Consider the following 16999-nt stretch of genomic DNA (forward strand, 5'->3'; position numbering starts at 1 on the left):
CACTACTATTTATACCCTAAAACGCAATCACATAAAATTTATAAATCATAACTTAGTTAAATATCGAATCATAGCATTGACTGCATGTATTTTCACCGAAGCCTTGCTATTATACGGCTTAATATTGATAAAACCTATGCTATATCTTGATATAGTTTTTAATAAAATTGACGATTATTATCATAAAAAAATTGTCGTTCAGCGCCGCTATTTTCTCTATCAGTCGCGATTTATCTGTAGGAATGTCCATGTCCAACCAGTTTCAGTTATTCAAGCGCCGTCGTTTTAGCGCTATGTTTTTCACCCAGTTTTTGGGCGCATTCAATGACAATATTTTTAAGCAGGCGCTCATACTGGTGCTCACTTATACTGCCGCCAGTAAATTAGGCGTAGAGGTCAGCATCCTTAATAACTTGGCCGCCATGTTATTCATCCTGCCCTATTTTTTGTTTTCTGCTTTGGCAGGACAGATTGCTGATAAGTATGAAAAGTCAAAGCTCACGCAGTTTATCAAACTTCTTGAGCTGGTCATCATGGCGGTTGCCGCAGTCGGCTTTGTCTTTGAATGGTATGCACTGCTATTTGTCGCGTTATTTTTGATGGGTACACATTCGACTTTCTTTGGACCGATTAAATACGCTTATCTGCCGCAAGCGATGAAAGAAGATGAACTGGTCGGCGCCAACGGCCTTTTTCAGATGGGTACGTCGCTGGCTATTTTAGTCGGGATGATTGTCGCTGGTATTTTGACTCAACTATCACAATCCCTGTATTGGATTAGTGCCACAGTGTTGGTTGTCGCTGTTTTAGGATATCTAGCTGCGCGCTATATCCCTACTATGCCAGCGATGCAGCCTGACCTAAAGATTAACTGGAATATCATTACCACCAGCTTAGCCACTGTACGTTACTTATACTCCTTGCCTTTTTTGTTCTTTATCATTCTTGGCAACAGCTGGTTTTGGTTTTATGGGGCGACGTTTTTGACCCAAGTGCCAGAGTTCAGTAAGGTGATTTTGCTTGGTGATGAGTCAGTTGTTATTTTCTTACTCACATTGTTTTCTGTTGGTGTGTCAATCGGTTCGGTACTGTGCAAAACATTGACCAAAAATAAAGTTAGCTTGCGTCTATTACCATTCGGTATTGCTGGATTAAGTATCTTTGCTATTGATTTGTATTTTTCACTTTCAGGTTTAGATATAAATGTGAATAATGACACATTACTTGGCATCGGTGATTTGTTTAACATAAGTGGTAGCTGGCGAGTGTTCGCGGATTTGTTCTTATTAGGATTTAGCGGTGGTTTGTATATCGTACCGCTATATGCTTCTATGCAAGCCTACGCACCTAAGAGTCATCGAGCACGTATTGTTGGCGCAAACAACATTTTTAACGCGATATTTATGGTTACTTCAGCAATTTTTGCGATTGTTATCTTGAATGTTTTAGGGTTTACGCTGCCGCAGCTATTTTTGGTGACAGGGCTATTGAATATCGTGTTTGGTGCATTTTTATACATCAAACTCAATAAACATATTAAGCATGCCGTTATCCAAACTAACGATGGTATAGCACCGTAAATATGGTTAGCGCCGTAAATAAGTTCAGTTCCATAGATACAGTCTAATGTTGGGCTGATGACTTCGTTGCTTTTATTGCTATAGCAACCTACGAACTATCTATAGGTTATTTATAAGCTATCTAGACAATAATATTCGAGCCGATAATTTGGATTGTTTGTTATAGTAATACGCATCATGCCGTTGCGTTTAAACGGTAATACATTTTATTTTATTGACAGTTTTTAACACCATCAGGAGTGAGTTATGACCCTGCGTCCTTTATCTAAAATTGACCAGTTGTTACTTGGGGTCGATAAGGCATTACGAGCTGTCGTGCCACATTCCAATCCAAGCACGCGGCCGTTGCCCGTCAGTAGCGATGAGATTCCTGAGCTGACCATCACAGAGGCGCGGCACGTCTCAGGTCTTATGCGTATCAATCATACAGGTGAAGTATGTGCGCAAGGTCTATACCATGGCCAAGCGTTTGCCGCAAAAGATAGTGGTGTCAAACAAGCCATGCAACAATCGGCCGAAGAAGAAGTCGATCATTTGGTCTGGTGCGAGACTCGTCTAAGCGAACTTGGTAGCCATGCTAGCGTATTTACGCCGCTTTGGTACGGTATGTCTTTTGGACTCGGTGCAGTCGCAGGCGCGATCTCAAACGAGTTTAGTCTAGGGTTTGTAGCGGAGACAGAAGCTCAGGTCAGCGAGCATCTACAGGATCATATCAAGCAATTACCTGAACATGATCAGCGCTCAAAAGAAATACTGGCACAAATGGATAAAGAGGAGCTGCACCATCGTGAGCTAGCACTTGCAAGTGGCGGCGCTGCCCTGTCTCCCCCAGTACGTCGGACCATGCGATGGATGGCAAATCGCATGAAAGATACCGCTTATCATTTATAGCTTATGGTTACAGGTACTGTGGTTAGTTGCTGCTATTGACTTTGTTACTCATCAACGTCTGCACAGATTTACGTAAGTTTGCTTAATTCTAGCGATTAACAATCCTACCACAGATAGCGTAAAGCTTAATTTGCTACGGTATTAAAAATTTGTACGATTTTGCAGCAATACGCTATTTATATTACCGTCCAATCAATGAATAACAACCAAATAAATTAAACAAGGTAACGATTTTTATGAAAGCGATTCTCTCTAGTAGCCACTCTATTAAGTCACCAAAGTTTGCAACGTTGACCGTCATGGCTGCAACCTGTGCCATGCTATTATCTGCACCTGTGAATGCAGCAGAAACTGATGCCACTGCAACAGCTGTACCTAGTGCGATGGACTCAAGCAAACGTGTGATTCGTCTTGCTCGTCCTAATGCAACTATCAGTCCTGCTCAAGCCAATGCCGCACAAACAAGCTTGCCAGCAACACCTACAAGCAACAGCCAGCCGACTAATGCGCAAACAACTAACATGCAACTAAGCGGCACTCTGCAAAACAATGCCTCTGTTAGCACTGCTCAGCCTCAAACACCGCAAATGATGTCGCCTGCTGCTGCACCTGTCATGAACGGCACTACTCGCGTTTACGAGCCTGGTCCAATGACAGCTACCGGTATCGACTTGCGTAGCGGACAACTTCCGAATATTCCTACACCGCAAGTACAATTATCAGATATGAGCTTTGTCAAAACTGTACTAATTCCACAACAAAAAGGGCTAGGTACTGATAAGCTTGATGTCAGTTTATTAGATGACTTCATCGCTGACGTATCCCCTAACGCGCGTCACTATCCACCAAACTTCCCTAACCGCTCACAGCGCCATTACACACGTGAGAAAATCAAAGTATTAGCTGATTGGATCGAGCCATATGCTAAGTCGCCAAATGCTTCTTATGATGTGTTGCTTCGTGCTGCTAAGCTAAACGGCATGGGTCGCAATCTAGATTTGGGTTCAGACTACACGGTACGTGGTGGTCAGTATGTCGATCGCGCTATCAAGCTGCAACCTGATAGTGGTGAGGCTAACTTCCTATACGGCATGATGCTATCAGAAGGTGGCGGCTTCAAAGAAGGTCAAAAATATCTAGACCGAGCTGTCGCTTTAGGGTACACCGAAGCAGAACAAAGCTTAGCACAGTCAGATTTACTTAGTGACCGCCGTGCTAATGCGTTAGAACGCTTACGTCGTCTTGAAGGGCAATACCCTAACAACACTGTCATTCCTCAACAAATCAAACTCGTTGAAGAAGGTAAGTTCTACATTTGGGATATTCCTGCCCCTGACATCAGTGTAAAACCAGGTGCATAGATATTCTGTACTTGTTGAGATTAGCTATTGAGGGGTTGATTCATAAGATATTTGTTTAATAAGACCCTCAATAGATAAATCTTTAATAAATAATCTAAGCTTCACATACCAAGCGCTTTTGTTTTATATATAAGACAAAAGCGTTTTTTTCGACTAGCAGAAACCCTTTCGTTTTAAAACACACCTTTGTAGAACTGCAAATGAATAGTCTAACGCCAAAAGTTGCGCTACACTCATTATCAACTGCTACTTTCATTATTGATATTCTCATAACTACCGTTTATTGGACTGACTTATGACTTTCGCTGGCTTTAGCAAACAGACAGTAATGCATACTAATAAAAAAAACCTGCCCATTACTTCACTTATGCTTTTGGCGGCAACAGTATTGCTACCAGCGTGTAGTACAGTGACGGTCGATAAACAAGCCTCGGCCAAGACTATCTCAGCGCAGCGCGGCAATATCGTCACTGACAATGCGCTAAGCAGCGACACAGCATCTGCTTTATTATCAGCAGGACTGAATGAGCAAGCCTGTATGCAGCAATTTGACTTATGCTTGACTCAGCTCTCTGACAGTATGCTTAACAGGCACTATCGCCCTGCTTTGGCTATTTTTGCAGAACTGCACTATGCAAAAGCGCGTCAACTATCTGATTCGAAAAACTGTCGTAATGCACTGGCACGCCCGCCACTTGATCCGTATTACGCCAATGCGCCTTTAAGTGATGATGACGCCAAAACGCAGCAAAAAGAGACTGACCTGTGCTTAACCGATTATCAAGCAAGGTTGTTTGATGCCGTCAAATACAGCTACACCTATCTGTTTTATGACAGTTTGACCCATGACTTTGAAGGTGCAGAGCAAAATAGCAATAGCCATCGTGCGCAAAACCGTATTCCGAATGACAATGATATCCAAACCCAAGATATTTATAACGCTGCTAGCAATGACGTTATTACTCAAATTTATCAATCGACTGAAAACGCCAATAAATTGATGGGTGATACGACAGTAGAGTATTTGCCAATAACCTCTACCAAGCGTGACAACACGGATGAAGCAGCGATTGCCAATCGACCTCCACTAAAGGGCAAAGCGACAGACCAAGTCAAAGTCATGAAAGTGACCGTAAATGACTATAACCTTGATATTTATTTGCCCAACGAAAACAACTATCTGCAAAACGCTCATAAACAAGCTTCCGCTTTGGCAGACTTATCATCCACTTATGAGCTACGACTCTCCGGTCTCAATTCCGTGAGTAAGCGCCCTGGTTTGGGCATCAGTTTGGTAGCGTCATTGGATGATCGCTATACCACCACAATCCGTCAGTTACTGGTCGCCTCCTTATCTGGTCGACTAACAAATGAGAATAAAAACACCGACGATAGCGAGCCAAGCTCTCGTATTTATCCGACGGGACATCTTTTACTAACTGGATTGATTAAGCCAGATGGCGATAGCGTATTAGATGCGCTAGGCAGTCGTAAGCTTGATATTCATTTATACAATCCGTACCAAACCGAATCCGTCGATATTCTCAATGATGACTACCCACTGGCAGCCAACTTTTCGGCGGGATATGGCTTATGGCTATCAGAAAATCAGTTAGATGGTGTGGGTTATTTAAACTTAATTACTCGCCAGCCAGACGCTCAGCTGCCCAAACTCTTCATGCTTGAGCCTTATGATCCTGATAAGCGCGTATTGATTATGTTGCATGGGCTAGCCTCTAGTCCGGCCACTTGGGTCAATCTGACCAACGATATTCTTAATGATGACAAGCTGCGTGATAATTACCAAGTTTGGCAAATATTTTATCCAACCAATCTGCCTATTTTAGAAAATCGTTATCAGATTCAGCAGTTAATCAACAGCACCTACCAGCAGACTGATCCCAATGGACAAAATCGTGCCAGTCAAAACAGTGTGATTATCAGTCATAGTATGGGTGCCATTATCGCTCGCATGATGCTATCTGATGAAAATTTAGTCGATGATTTAGATAAACTTAACGACAAAGACATCCTCTCTAGCAATGAGAAACAGCAAATCCGTAACGCGCTCAAGACTTCTTTTGGCGAAGATGAATTAAAGGAGCGTTTTGAGCTACAGGCGTTGCCGCAAGTAGACACTGCTGTTTTTCTATCTGCACCTTTCCGTGGTACCGATTATGCAGATCGTTGGTTTACCCGTGCACTACGCCGCATCGTTTACTTACCTGTAGGTCTGGTCAAGACATTCACGGATAACTTAGCGACTATTGCCACACAAGGCGATTTGGCGCAAAACCCACTAGGAGCATTGTATTTGCAGAATGGTGCCAGCCAGTTAAGTGATAAGTCTTCTTTTATAGAGTTAACCAAAGACATCACTATTAATGAGCGTATCACTTATCATTCAATCATTGCCAATAACGATGCCGATATCACTAAAGGGTTGGCACAAACACAACCAAATGGTGCCAAAATTGATTTGTCGCAAGCGGTAGAAGACAATGCTGGAAATGAAACGGCGAGCGTTGATGTGAGCGATAATACTGAGACATCACAGCTACCACCTGAGCCGCTTGTTGCTGCTGTAACGGTCAATGATGATATCAGTCAAGCACTGACTGAGCGTTTATCAGATGGTATCGTTCCTTATAATAGTGCCCATCTCGATGGTGCCGCATCTGAGACAATTATCAATGGTGGTCATAGTATCCAGACCAATCCACAGACCATTTTGACGTTGCGAAGAATTTTGCACAAGCAGCTACAAGAATGATGTAGATTTTTGTTATTTCACGAGGTTTTTGGCGTATAAATCGTAACCTTTAAATATTAGTTCTAGGTTTCAAATAAGCAGTATGTTCACGCGTACTACTTTGTTTTTAATAATATTAATTTTATTTTTCAATGTTTGAATTATGTTATTTTGATGACTCTTAGGTCTGCAACTGACAGATTGGGTTGCTTGCGTGTATATCTAGGTGAGCGCATAATATATCTATAGCACATGACAGTAATATGTAAATTTATAAGGACATAAATTATTCAATTCAGCTAAACAGTGAATCGCAAAATTAGCCACAATTTATACCTAATGTTGCTAAGATTTTGTATCACTAAGAGCCATTGCCCGTAATCATTGTCACCTTGATCGATGGATAGTTACGGACAGTTACTTGAGCGTTGTATGGAAGTCAGCGCTATTCAGCTAACAGATGAGAGTAACCGTTTATGTTCGCTACATTTATGATTGACCAGCTCGATGCGCTGATGCTTGCGCGTATCCAATTCGCTTTTGTTATCTCGTTTCATATCGTCTTCCCTGCCTTTTCTATCGGACTTGCCAGCTGGCTTGCGGTGCTTGAATTCCGCTGGTTGAGAACTGGTGAACCTATCTATGCTGAAGTCTACAAGCATTGGGTCAAAATATTTGCTGTCGTCTTTGGTTTAGGCGTGGTATCAGGCGTGGTGATGTCCTACCAGTTCGGTACCAACTGGGCAGTGTTCTCTGATAAAGCCGGTAACGTTTTAGGCCCATTACTCGCCTACGAAGTATTGACAGCGTTCTTCTTAGAAGCGTCCTTCTTAGGTATTATGCTATTTGGGTGGGGCCGCGTGAGCAAACGCATGCATTTTGCTTCAACCGCCATCGTTGCTATTGGTACCTTGATTTCAGGTTTTTGGATATTGGCCGCCAACAGCTTTATGCAGACTCCTCAAGGTTTTATGATGGGTGCAGATGGCCTGCTCTATCCTACCGACTGGCTTGAAATTATCTTCAACCCTTCATTCCCTTACCGCTACGCTCATATGATGACCGCAGCCTTTCTAACCACTGCCTTTGTCATTGGTGGTATCGGCGCATATTATATTCAATCCAAAAAGCACGTCGAGCACCGCGCGCATGGTCGTGTGATGCTAGGTATGGCGATGATTATGGCCATCTTCGTTGCGCCTGCGCAGGTATTGATTGGTGATGAGCATGGTCTAAATACCCTTGAGCATCAACCTGCTAAAGTAGCTGCGATGGAAGGGCTCTGGGAAGATGAGCGCGGTGCCGCACTACGTTTATTCGCGATTCCTGACCAAGAAAATCAGACCAATAAGTACGAAGTAAAAATTCCTTATGTGACCGGTTTAATCTTAACCCATTCGTTAGATGGTGAAGTTAAAGGGCTCAAAAACTGGGCGCCTGAAGATCAACCACCTGTCATTATTGTGTTTTGGGCGTTTCGTATCATGGTTGGTATTGGCATGCTTATGGTACTGGTTGGCCTATTCAGTCTATACAAATACTTCAAAAAACAGCAGTTCAATACTGACAGTGTATGGTTCCACCGTGCTTGGATGATGATGACTCCGCTTGGTTTTATCGCTTTATTATCAGGTTGGTTCGTAACCGAGACAGGACGTCAGCCTTGGACAGTTTATGGGGTTATTCGTACTGCTGAAAGTATGTCTCCGCTTGCAGCACAGCAAGTAGCGACGACATTGATTGGCTTCATCGTGCTATACATATTTGTCTTTGGTGCAGGCAGTTTTTATATCTTGCGCTTAATTGCTCAAGGGCCGAAACCTTATACAGATCCTGCAGAAGATAATTTCTACGAGCATTCAGTAACTGAGAGCCAAGGCCGCGCATTAAGTGGTGATATTAATCCTGCCAAAGGTACTGAAGAAGGCTTAGATGAGCCTGCAAATGATGTCGATGATGGAGGATTACGCTAATGTTTAACTTCGGTGATGTATTAGATTTACCTCTTATTTGGGGCGGTTTAATTGCTTTGTCTGTCTTTGTCTATGTACTGCTTGATGGCTTTGATTTGGGCTGCGGTATCTTGTTCCCATTTGCAGGATCAGATAAAAACCGTAGCCGCATGATGAACTCTATCGCCCCATTTTGGGACGGTAACGAGACGTGGCTAGTGCTAGGCGGTGGTGGTCTATTCGCAGCATTCCCTGTTGCTTATGGCATTATCATGACAGGTCTTTATTTACCGGTGACTGCCATGTTGTTCGGTCTTATCATGCGCGGTGTGGCGTTTGAATTTCGCTTTAAATCCTCTTCACGTCGGCATGTGTGGGATACCTTTTTCTTTGTCGGCTCAGTCGTTGCCACTTTCTCTCAAGGCATTATGCTTGGGGCATTGGTGCAAGGATTAGAGGCAAGCAATCGCTTGTACACGGGCGGGCCATTTGATTGGCTCACACCATTCTCGATTGTGTGCGGATTTGCCATGATTATCGGCTATGCCTTACTTGGCTCTACGTGGCTTATCATAAAAACAGAACACACATTACAAGTATGGGCGCGCCAAGTTTCTAGATGGATGCTTACTGCATTACTAGTGGCGATGGTTGTGGTCACAGCGTTTATGTACTTCTCAGACATCGATGCGTTAGAGGGATGGTTTAGTTTCCCAGATTTATTGTATCTTGCTCCTATGCCTATCATTGTCATGCTTTTATTCTTTATCATGCGTAAAGATTTGAAAACTGAGCGTGAGTATCGTCCATTTTTACTAACGGTTGCCTTATTTTTAATGGGTTATATTGGGGTTTGTTTCGCCCTGTTCCCTTATATCGTACCGTATCAAATGACGATTTATGAAGCTGCTGCTGCCGATACTTCGTTATCATTCATGCTGATTGGCGCCTGTATCATGTTGCCGATTATCTTGAGCTATACGGCATTTGCTTACTATACCTTCAAAGGTAAATCTGATCACAATCCGATGTATTAGTCGCTAATCGCGGCGGGCAACGGATCAGCTAAAAAGGATGGCTATAATCGTTTATAGATGGTAGTCACACTTCATACGCTAATCAGGAGATCTCTATGAAAAAGTTCAGTAAAAAACAATCGCAATGGGCATGGTTCGTGGGTCTATATTTAGCAGGGTTTTTAGTGGTGTTTACCATTGCTCAGCTAATTAAACTAGCCATGGGTGTTTAGCGTAATCGCCTAATCATACGATTGAGTGCTAGTTAGTTAGCTAATAAATAGCTTGCTAGATGCTAAACTTGCATTTTTGTCTTACCAATATACCTTTTAGACATGTCGTAAAAAATAATTCTATATGCATAAAAAAAGTAGCGTTGAATAATCGACGCTGCTTTTTATTTATCTTAAATTTATCAGCTTAGTTTACCTGCATGCTCGATATCATGCTGTTCGATAAACTCATTAACCTGTGTCAGACGCTCTGGGGTCCCCACGTCTATCCAATTATCTGTCGTCACTTCAGCGGTAATCTGAAACTTTATCATTGCTTGCTTTAGTAGTGGTGCTAATGCAGCAGGCTGTCCTGACACCAGACCTTCTACCAATTTGGGTGACATTACGCTAATACCCGCAAAGGTATACTTATCTGCATCGCCCACCGGCTGCTCACTAGCAAGACCGTTATTGATGGCGAAATCGCCGCCATTATTGTGTTCTGGATTATCAATCAATAACAAATGCGCGTGCTGATCCGCTCCCAATGTATAGTCTGTTAATCGAGAGAAATCATAAGTAGTCCAAACGTCAGAATTGACCAGAATAAATGGCTCATCCTTTAGTTTACCTGATTGTAATGCCTGAAAAATGCCACCTGCAGTTTCAAGTGGTTCATCGTCTTCGACTGACCAATGCAGCTTTACGCCATATTGTGAACCGTCCCCTAAGGCGTCCATTAGCTTGTCCGCTAACCATGAGGCATTGACCGTGATATCAGTAACGCCTGCTGCTTGTAGTGCTCTAATATGCCAAACTATAAGCGGTTGACCTGCGACTTTAACCAAAGGCTTGGGCGTCTCAAGCGTTAATGGACGTAGGCGTGTGCCCTTGCCCGCTGCCAAAATCATGGCTTGTGTAATCGTAGAGGTAGACATCTGCGCTCCTATCTTTATTATTTAAATTAATTTAGCTGAGCATCATCTACGCTGAAGCAAACTTCTCTTTATAAGCAGGTAGCACTGCCTCTTGTAGCCATTGATTAAACGATATAATTGATTGCTTTAGTTCATCATTGCCATATTCGGCAAGCCAGTTTAATTCAATAATCAAATCGCGCATAACTTTAGGGATATCCGCCAAATAGCGGTCCTTGCCATCGCGTTCAGACAAACGAATAAAAATCCCTAATACCTTTAGATGACGTTGTACGCCTATGACATTCACATCGTTTTCAAACTGCACCGCGCTGTCAGCAGTGGTTAGTGATTTTTGTTTTTGTATCTGCCAAAAGTCATCAATCCATGCAGCTATTTGGCTCTCTGGCCATTCAACATAAGCATCGCGGACTAACGACACTAAATCATAAGCATACGAGCCAATGACGGCATCTTGAAAATCAATCACGCCCAACTTTGATTGGTCTGCTTGATCTTGCATAAGGTTGCGGCTGTGATAATCACGATGGACCACCACTTGTGGCTGTCGCAAAATCTCATTCATTAATGCTGTTTTTAGGTTTCCCCAAACCTGCTCATTTAGCGCGACACCAATATAAGGCATAAACCATTCGCTAAATAAATCCATCTCACGGTCTAATAGTGCTGTGTCATAATCTGGCAGCTGATGTTGCGACTTTGCCGTTTCTACTGGTACCGTTTGTAGCGCGACTAATGTCTGCATTGCTAGCTGATAGTAGTCATTGATTTGGTCTGAGGTGGCATCGACAAGCAAATGGGCAAACTCTACTGTGCCAAAATCTTGTAATACCAAAAATCCTTTTTCTACATTTTGTGCAGTCAGAGTCGGCACGTTGACAGCAGGTGCCATCAGCTTAGCGACATTGATAAACTGCAGCATCGCATCTTGCTCGTCAGCGGAGTCCATGACGATATAATGTTTATTGGCACTATTGTCTGTCTCTGATAGTTCGATACGATGATATCGGCGGGCACTAGCGTCACCAGGTAAGCTATCTAGACTAAATGTTTGATCTAAAAATACTTGCTGTAACCATTGTTCTAATTGCTGTTGGCGATTGTTATTTTCATCGATCATATCAGTCTCTAAAGTCGTTTTGTCAGTCATATTGGGCATCGCTGGTTAAATATAAGTCATAAATAATTAAAGTAGTGATAAGTCTGACAAATACTTGCTAAAATAGCGATATGCGGCGGTGCTATACAAGCTGCCACAAACGTATTGCTATATCATTCGATACTTAATGTCAGATAGAATCGCTATCGCTACTTAAAAATCAGCATGGCTATATTATAAATTTTGGTAAATAGTGTAGCTGATTTGGTTTTTTTTGACTATGATTAGTCGTCATTATATGTAAAACATCCAAATTTTTGAGAATACATTAGTCATATTTTAGTCGCTCGTTCACTGCTTTATGTCGTTCGGTGATACCGCTACTAAACTCAGTCATGCAATCCAATAAGCTCTGCAATCATAGGTGTGCCCTTGTTATATTCTCCGCTTTACCAAAGCATCCGCTTGATCTTATTTGGTGCCTTAGGTTTATCTAGCCTAACTGTCAGTGCTGCCATTGGTGATGCCAATACGCAAAAAACTGAACCACTCACTACGGACAGTACAGGCAGCTATGCGTCTAATAGTGTGGCGACTGACGCCAATAGTATTAGTCGTACTCAAAGTAATGAGGGCTATCAAGAAGCAGATATTCTAAATGATAGCTATCCAGACGATGCTAATTCTGCTAATACGAACAACGCTACTTTATTAAATGATACTGCGTTAGATAGCAGATTCTCTGAGAACAATGACCTAGATATCACAGATATTAATGAGGCTGCTGACTCTGAAGCTTTTAGCAACGAAGTTTCTAATACTGCTAATTTAAATACAGAAACTAACAACCAAGCAAGCATTGATACACCAGATAGCAGTGCCTTTGTTCCTAAAGCGATAACAACTGACAATGGCAAGCTAGATCTTAATGATGAGAGTATTCAAGCCAGTCTAATGCGCTTAGCAGAGTTTTATGAGCTAACGCCAGATACCGATGCTTCAACATTAAACAATGAGGCTATCAGCACTGAAGCGAACAATACTCATAATAATGCGATGCCTGCTGCACAGACGATTCCAAAGGTCGGTAGAGATTTGCGTCTGTTGCCAAATGCCGTGGACAGTGCCCAGCGCTGTGAAGGTCAATGGGTATATCCGCAGAGTAACCCCAATTATCAACGCGCTGTAAACGAAGCTGGTACGGCAAACGGACAACCAGCACCAAATGTGGCTAGCGTTCCGAACAATCAAGCCCCTTTATTTACCGAGTCTGATTACGGTTATTACAATAACGTGAATTACGCTGAGCTCTCAGGCAATGTAAAAATTGACCAAGGCACTCAGCATATCGAAGCAGAAAAAGTCATGATTGACTTGAGCAATGGCGTTGCAGCTGCTCAAGGCAAAGTCATGTTTACAGATAATGCGACTGGACAGCGTACAAGCAACGTCTCTACAAACAATGCAGCTACGAATAACGGCCAAGCCAGCTTTAATGATAGAGCGGCACAAGGCGGCCTAATTGGCGTTGCAGACAGCTTGAATTACAATACTGAGACTGGTCAATCAACGGCCAATGATGTGGCGTTTGCCAGTGTCGGTCTACAAGCGCACGGCTATGCCAAACGCTTAAACAAACCTAACGAGAGTGAATACGAGCTGGATCAGGTTATGTTTAGTACCTGTCCACCTACCAATCGCAAATGGCAGTTTGAAGCCAAAAGTATCGATCTAAATACCGATACAGGGCGCGGCGAAGCGTATAACACCACTTTCCGTGTTGCTGACATACCCGTATTTTATCTCCCCTACTTTAATTTCCCGATAGACAGTCGCCGTAGTAGTGGATTTTTATTACCAAGTGCCAGTGTCAGCAGTGAAAGCGGTCTTGAAGTTGATATTCCTTATTATTTCAACTTAGCACCTAACTACGATGCCACCCTTAACACGCATATTTATACTGACCGTAACCCTATGCTATCAGGTGAGTTCCGTTATCTGACTGAGAGTTATGGGGAAGGTATTTTAAACGGTTCATACTTACCAAATGATAAAGAGTATGACGACGAAGATCGTACCAGCTTGTTTTATGACCACACTTGGTCGTCGAAAAGCATTCCACGATTAAGTGCTGATGCCGAATATAACTATGTATCGGATGCCGATTACCTTAATGATTTTGATACATTGGGACTATCGGACAGCACCATAAACTTGCCACGTCGTGCCCGCGTCAATTACTACAATGATTATGTCGATGGTGAACTAAAAGTAGAAACTTTCCAGACTCTAAATGCATTTACTGATAGTGGTGAAGCATTAGAAGACAAAGACAAACCGTACTCACGCTTGCCACAGCTCAAATTAAATTATCGCCTGCCTTGGGCTGAGCGCTTCGATATCACTGGTATTCATGATTCTGCATACTTTAAAAAATCTATTGATGATGGCTCTGAAAACGAAAAAAGTGGTGCACGTATTTACAATAAATTGAGTGCTACTTATCCGATGGAAACCTCTTGGGGTTATATCAAACCTAAGCTTAGCTTGCAGCATCTATATACGTCATATGATGAAGATAGCTTAATCGCGAACCAACTCAGTGAAGAAGATGGCAGTCAATCGGTGTTTGTTCCGCAAGCCAGTATCGATGCAGGTCTACACTTCTATCAAGCGGGCTCACCATTTGGTGCGTTTGACGATACGATGGGCGGCTATCGTTTACTTAGTCCACGCGTAAAATATACGTATTCACCGTATAAAAACCAAAACGACATTCCTAACTTTAATACGCGTATTGCCTCTATTAACTATGAGCAGCTATTTTCAGACAGTTGGTTTTTAGGTCATGATCGTTTGCAGGATTTGCATTCTATTACGCCTGGCGTCAATTATCGTTACATCGATGCAACGGGTGTGACACGTTTTGATGGTAGCATTGCAGAACAATTCTATCTAGATGATGGACGTGTAACACTTGATGACGATCAGCCCGTTTTTACCTCGTCTTCTTCAGGTATGGTATGGGAAACCAGCACTCAGCCTTATAATAATTTTTGGGTTGATGTTAGCGGTGCCCTAACCAGTAATTATGATTTGAACTACATTACGACTGAACTACGTTATCAACCATCAAATAATAGTTTATTTAATGTGGGCTATGTCAAACGTCAGCGTGATGACAATACCGAGCAGTTGCCACTATCCGCGTTTACAGCTTCCGCTGTTTTCCCTATCAATAACAGCTGGCGAATATTGGCTCAAGGTCAATATGACCTGAACAGCGACAGAATGCTTGATTCACTCATTGGCGTTGATTATGAAGACTGCTGTTTCGGCTTTGCTGTTTATGGTCGCCGCTATTACAATGACCTAAACGTAAAAGACGAGCCAACACAAGCTATTATGGCAGAAGTTAGATTAAATGGTCTTGGCAGCGGTAGTAGCCGCTTGACACGATTGCTTGCTGATAAGATTTTGGGCTTTGAACCTGTACAGACGGCATGGAAAGACTAACCAGTTTTTTGCTAGATTAGAATTATTTACGTAAATATTTATAAGACACTATTTGAATCCCTATTATGGGAAACGCTGTCGAATATTTTATTATTAAGAGTATTGGATAGAGTTGACCGACTACCATCCGATGCAATGACATTGATGAGGAGCATCATGAGATTTTTTTCTTTACGTCAGACTAGCAGAGCAGTATTGCTATCTATGGCAGGCCTTACGCTTACGCTAAGTGCCAACGCTGCTACTGTCAAACCTGCAGCAGCTCAAGCTTCTGCTGCGCAAAGCTCAGTTGATCGCTTGACGCCAGCCAATAGCACAGACGGTATTATTGCCCTAGTCAATGAAAATGCTATCTTAAAAAGCGAACTGGTTGATGCTATCGAGCAAACTCAAGCACGTGCAAAAGCTGCTGGAGAGCCTATCGCAAACTCAGCACAACTACAGTCTGAAGTGCTAAACGCGCTTATTTTGCGTGAACTACAACTGTCTATGGTCAAACGCGCGGGACTGTCTGCTGATGAAGCAGAGATCAATCAACGTCTTGGTCAAATCGCTCAAGCTGAAGGCCTTAATAGCATCGCAGCATTGCAGCAACGTCTAGATGCAGCACAACCTGGTAGTTATGCCAATCTACGTGCCAAATTGATCGAAGAGGCTTCTATCCAAGCGCTACAGCAGCGTCAAATTACTCGCCGAGTACGTATTAGCGAGCAAGATATTGATGCATTTTTGGCCTCACCTGAAGCCAAACGTCTGAATCAAAGCGAATATCAAACCATTCACGTACGTGTGCCTTATATAGATGACTATAGTCGCCTATCGGCCGCTCAACGTGAAGAAGCATTAAAAGTCGCGCAAGCATTACGCACGCGTTTGCTTGAGCCAAATGTCAACGTCGCTGAAGCCGTTGCTGCTAGCCAAGGAAGCTATCCGATTCCATTGCAAGGTGGAGATATGGGCTTTCACAAGGCCGCTTCTTTACCAACAGAGCTGTCTAGCAAAATTACCAAGCTAGACGTTGGTACTGTAAGCGAGCCATTATTGACTCCTGAAGGGATTGACATCATCAAACTTGCTGATAAAAAAGCCAGCAATACGATGCTGATACCACAGTGGCATACTCGCCATATCCTAGTCAAAGTCGATGATCTACAGACTGACGCGCTTGCTGAACAAAAAATCAATGATCTATACGAGCAGCTTCGTGGCGGCGCTGACTTTGCTAGTTTAGCCTCAACGTATTCAGACGATCCAGGTTCTGCTGGACGTGGCGGTGATCTTGATTGGGTTAGCGAAGAAGATATGGTTGGTCCATTTGAAGCCACAATGAAGAATACGGCTGTTGGCGACTACTCTGCACCATTTAAGACGCAATTTGGTTGGCATATCCTAAAAGTCGACGGTAAGCGCGATCAAGATATTAGCGAGCAATATCGTCGCAATATGGCACGTCAAGCATTGTATCAACGCCTGGCACCACAAGCTCAAGAAGACTGGTTACAAGAGCTACGTGCTGGCGCTTATATTCAGATACTTGGCTAATGTGTTGTAATAAGCTAATAGTATTAAGTTAGCTAGAATATTGAAACGATTTAAACAAAGAAGGGTATATGCCATTGCATATACCCTTCTTTGTTTCGCGCAGTTAGATATTTAACTGGAAGCTTTGATGAGAAAAT

The 16999-nt window shown here is 42.8% G+C and carries 11 protein-coding genes; 9 read left to right on the forward strand and 2 right to left on the reverse strand.

The features are described from left to right. Positions 1-248 precede the first annotated feature (248 nt). From CXF60_RS10890 to CXF60_RS10920, 7 genes are all read left to right on the forward strand, one after another. The gene (locus CXF60_RS10890; RefSeq protein ID WP_057759165.1) at positions 249-1580 is read left to right on the forward strand and encodes an MFS transporter; all 1332 of its coding nucleotides are present in this window, start codon (positions 249-251) and stop codon (positions 1578-1580) included. A gap of 252 nt (positions 1581-1832) precedes the next feature. Beyond that, positions 1833-2471 (forward strand): 2-polyprenyl-3-methyl-6-methoxy-1,4-benzoquinone monooxygenase, encoded by a 639-nt coding sequence (gene coq7, locus CXF60_RS10895; RefSeq protein ID WP_201571247.1) that lies wholly within the window; start codon positions 1833-1835, stop codon positions 2469-2471. Positions 2472-2707: 236 nt separating this feature from the next. After that, positions 2708-3832 carry a tetratricopeptide repeat protein gene (locus CXF60_RS10900; protein ID WP_102091955.1) on the forward strand — a complete coding sequence of 375 codons (1125 nt, stop codon included), beginning with the start codon at positions 2708-2710 and terminating at the stop codon, positions 3830-3832. Positions 3833-4127: 295 nt separating this feature from the next. Further along, complete coding sequence (locus CXF60_RS10905; RefSeq protein WP_228707111.1) at positions 4128-6605, forward strand: esterase/lipase family protein; 2478 nt, start codon at positions 4128-4130, stop codon at positions 6603-6605. Between the two features lie 455 nt (positions 6606-7060). Continuing rightward, positions 7061-8557 (forward strand): cytochrome ubiquinol oxidase subunit I, encoded by a 1497-nt coding sequence (locus tag CXF60_RS10910; protein WP_102091956.1) that lies wholly within the window; start codon positions 7061-7063, stop codon positions 8555-8557. After that, positions 8557-9573, forward strand: coding sequence for a cytochrome d ubiquinol oxidase subunit II (gene cydB / locus CXF60_RS10915; RefSeq protein WP_057759155.1), 1017 nt, complete (start codon positions 8557-8559; stop codon positions 9571-9573). The genes CXF60_RS10910 and cydB overlap by 1 nt, the downstream gene beginning before the upstream one ends. A 95-nt stretch (positions 9574-9668) precedes the next feature. After that, positions 9669-9785: a DUF2474 domain-containing protein gene (locus CXF60_RS10920; protein WP_101206161.1), complete on the forward strand. Its 117-nt coding sequence runs from the start codon at positions 9669-9671 to the stop codon at positions 9783-9785. 182 nt (positions 9786-9967) lie between these two features. Here the strand turns inward: CXF60_RS10920 and murU are convergent, their stop codons facing one another. After that, positions 9968-10705 (reverse strand): N-acetylmuramate alpha-1-phosphate uridylyltransferase MurU, encoded by a 738-nt coding sequence (gene murU / locus CXF60_RS10925; protein ID WP_102091957.1) that lies wholly within the window; start codon positions 10703-10705, stop codon positions 9968-9970. A gap of 46 nt (positions 10706-10751) precedes the next feature. Further along, positions 10752-11855: an aminoglycoside phosphotransferase family protein gene (locus CXF60_RS10930; RefSeq protein WP_228707112.1), complete on the reverse strand. Its 1104-nt coding sequence runs from the start codon at positions 11853-11855 to the stop codon at positions 10752-10754. A 381-nt stretch (positions 11856-12236) separates the two neighbouring features. On the opposite strand from CXF60_RS10930, the gene CXF60_RS10935 reads away from it, so the two are divergent. Both CXF60_RS10935 and CXF60_RS10940 read left to right on the forward strand, forming a co-directional pair. Continuing rightward, complete coding sequence (locus tag CXF60_RS10935) at positions 12237-15320, forward strand: LPS-assembly protein LptD (protein ID WP_102091959.1); 3084 nt, start codon at positions 12237-12239, stop codon at positions 15318-15320. A 156-nt stretch (positions 15321-15476) separates the two neighbouring features. Continuing rightward, positions 15477-16862, forward strand: a complete 1386-nt coding sequence (locus CXF60_RS10940) for a peptidylprolyl isomerase (protein ID WP_102091960.1) — start codon at positions 15477-15479, stop codon at positions 16860-16862. The last annotated feature ends 137 nt before the right edge of the window (positions 16863-16999 follow it).

This window comes from Psychrobacter sp. 4Bb (assembly GCF_002836735.1).
Lineage (GTDB): Bacteria > Pseudomonadota > Gammaproteobacteria > Pseudomonadales > Moraxellaceae > Psychrobacter.

What these genes read in the sequence shown, in the direction of transcription:
- CXF60_RS10890 (WP_057759165.1), top strand. Translation starts at nt 249, where the DNA reads ATGTCCAACCAGTTTCAGTTATTCAAGCGCCGTCGTTTTAGCGCTATG.
- murU (WP_102091957.1), bottom strand. Translation starts at nt 10,705, where the DNA reads ATGTCTACCTCTACGATTACACAAGCCATGATTTTGGCAGCGGGCAAG.
- cydB (WP_057759155.1), top strand. Translation starts at nt 8,557, where the DNA reads ATGTTTAACTTCGGTGATGTATTAGATTTACCTCTTATTTGGGGCGGT.
- CXF60_RS10940 (WP_102091960.1), top strand. Translation starts at nt 15,477, where the DNA reads ATGAGATTTTTTTCTTTACGTCAGACTAGCAGAGCAGTATTGCTATCT.
- CXF60_RS10905 (WP_228707111.1), top strand. Translation starts at nt 4,128, where the DNA reads ATGACTTTCGCTGGCTTTAGCAAACAGACAGTAATGCATACTAATAAA.
- CXF60_RS10920 (WP_101206161.1), top strand. Translation starts at nt 9,669, where the DNA reads ATGAAAAAGTTCAGTAAAAAACAATCGCAATGGGCATGGTTCGTGGGT.
- CXF60_RS10900 (WP_102091955.1), top strand. Translation starts at nt 2,708, where the DNA reads ATGAAAGCGATTCTCTCTAGTAGCCACTCTATTAAGTCACCAAAGTTT.
- CXF60_RS10930 (WP_228707112.1), bottom strand. Translation starts at nt 11,855, where the DNA reads ATGACTGACAAAACGACTTTAGAGACTGATATGATCGATGAAAATAAC.
- CXF60_RS10910 (WP_102091956.1), top strand. Translation starts at nt 7,061, where the DNA reads ATGTTCGCTACATTTATGATTGACCAGCTCGATGCGCTGATGCTTGCG.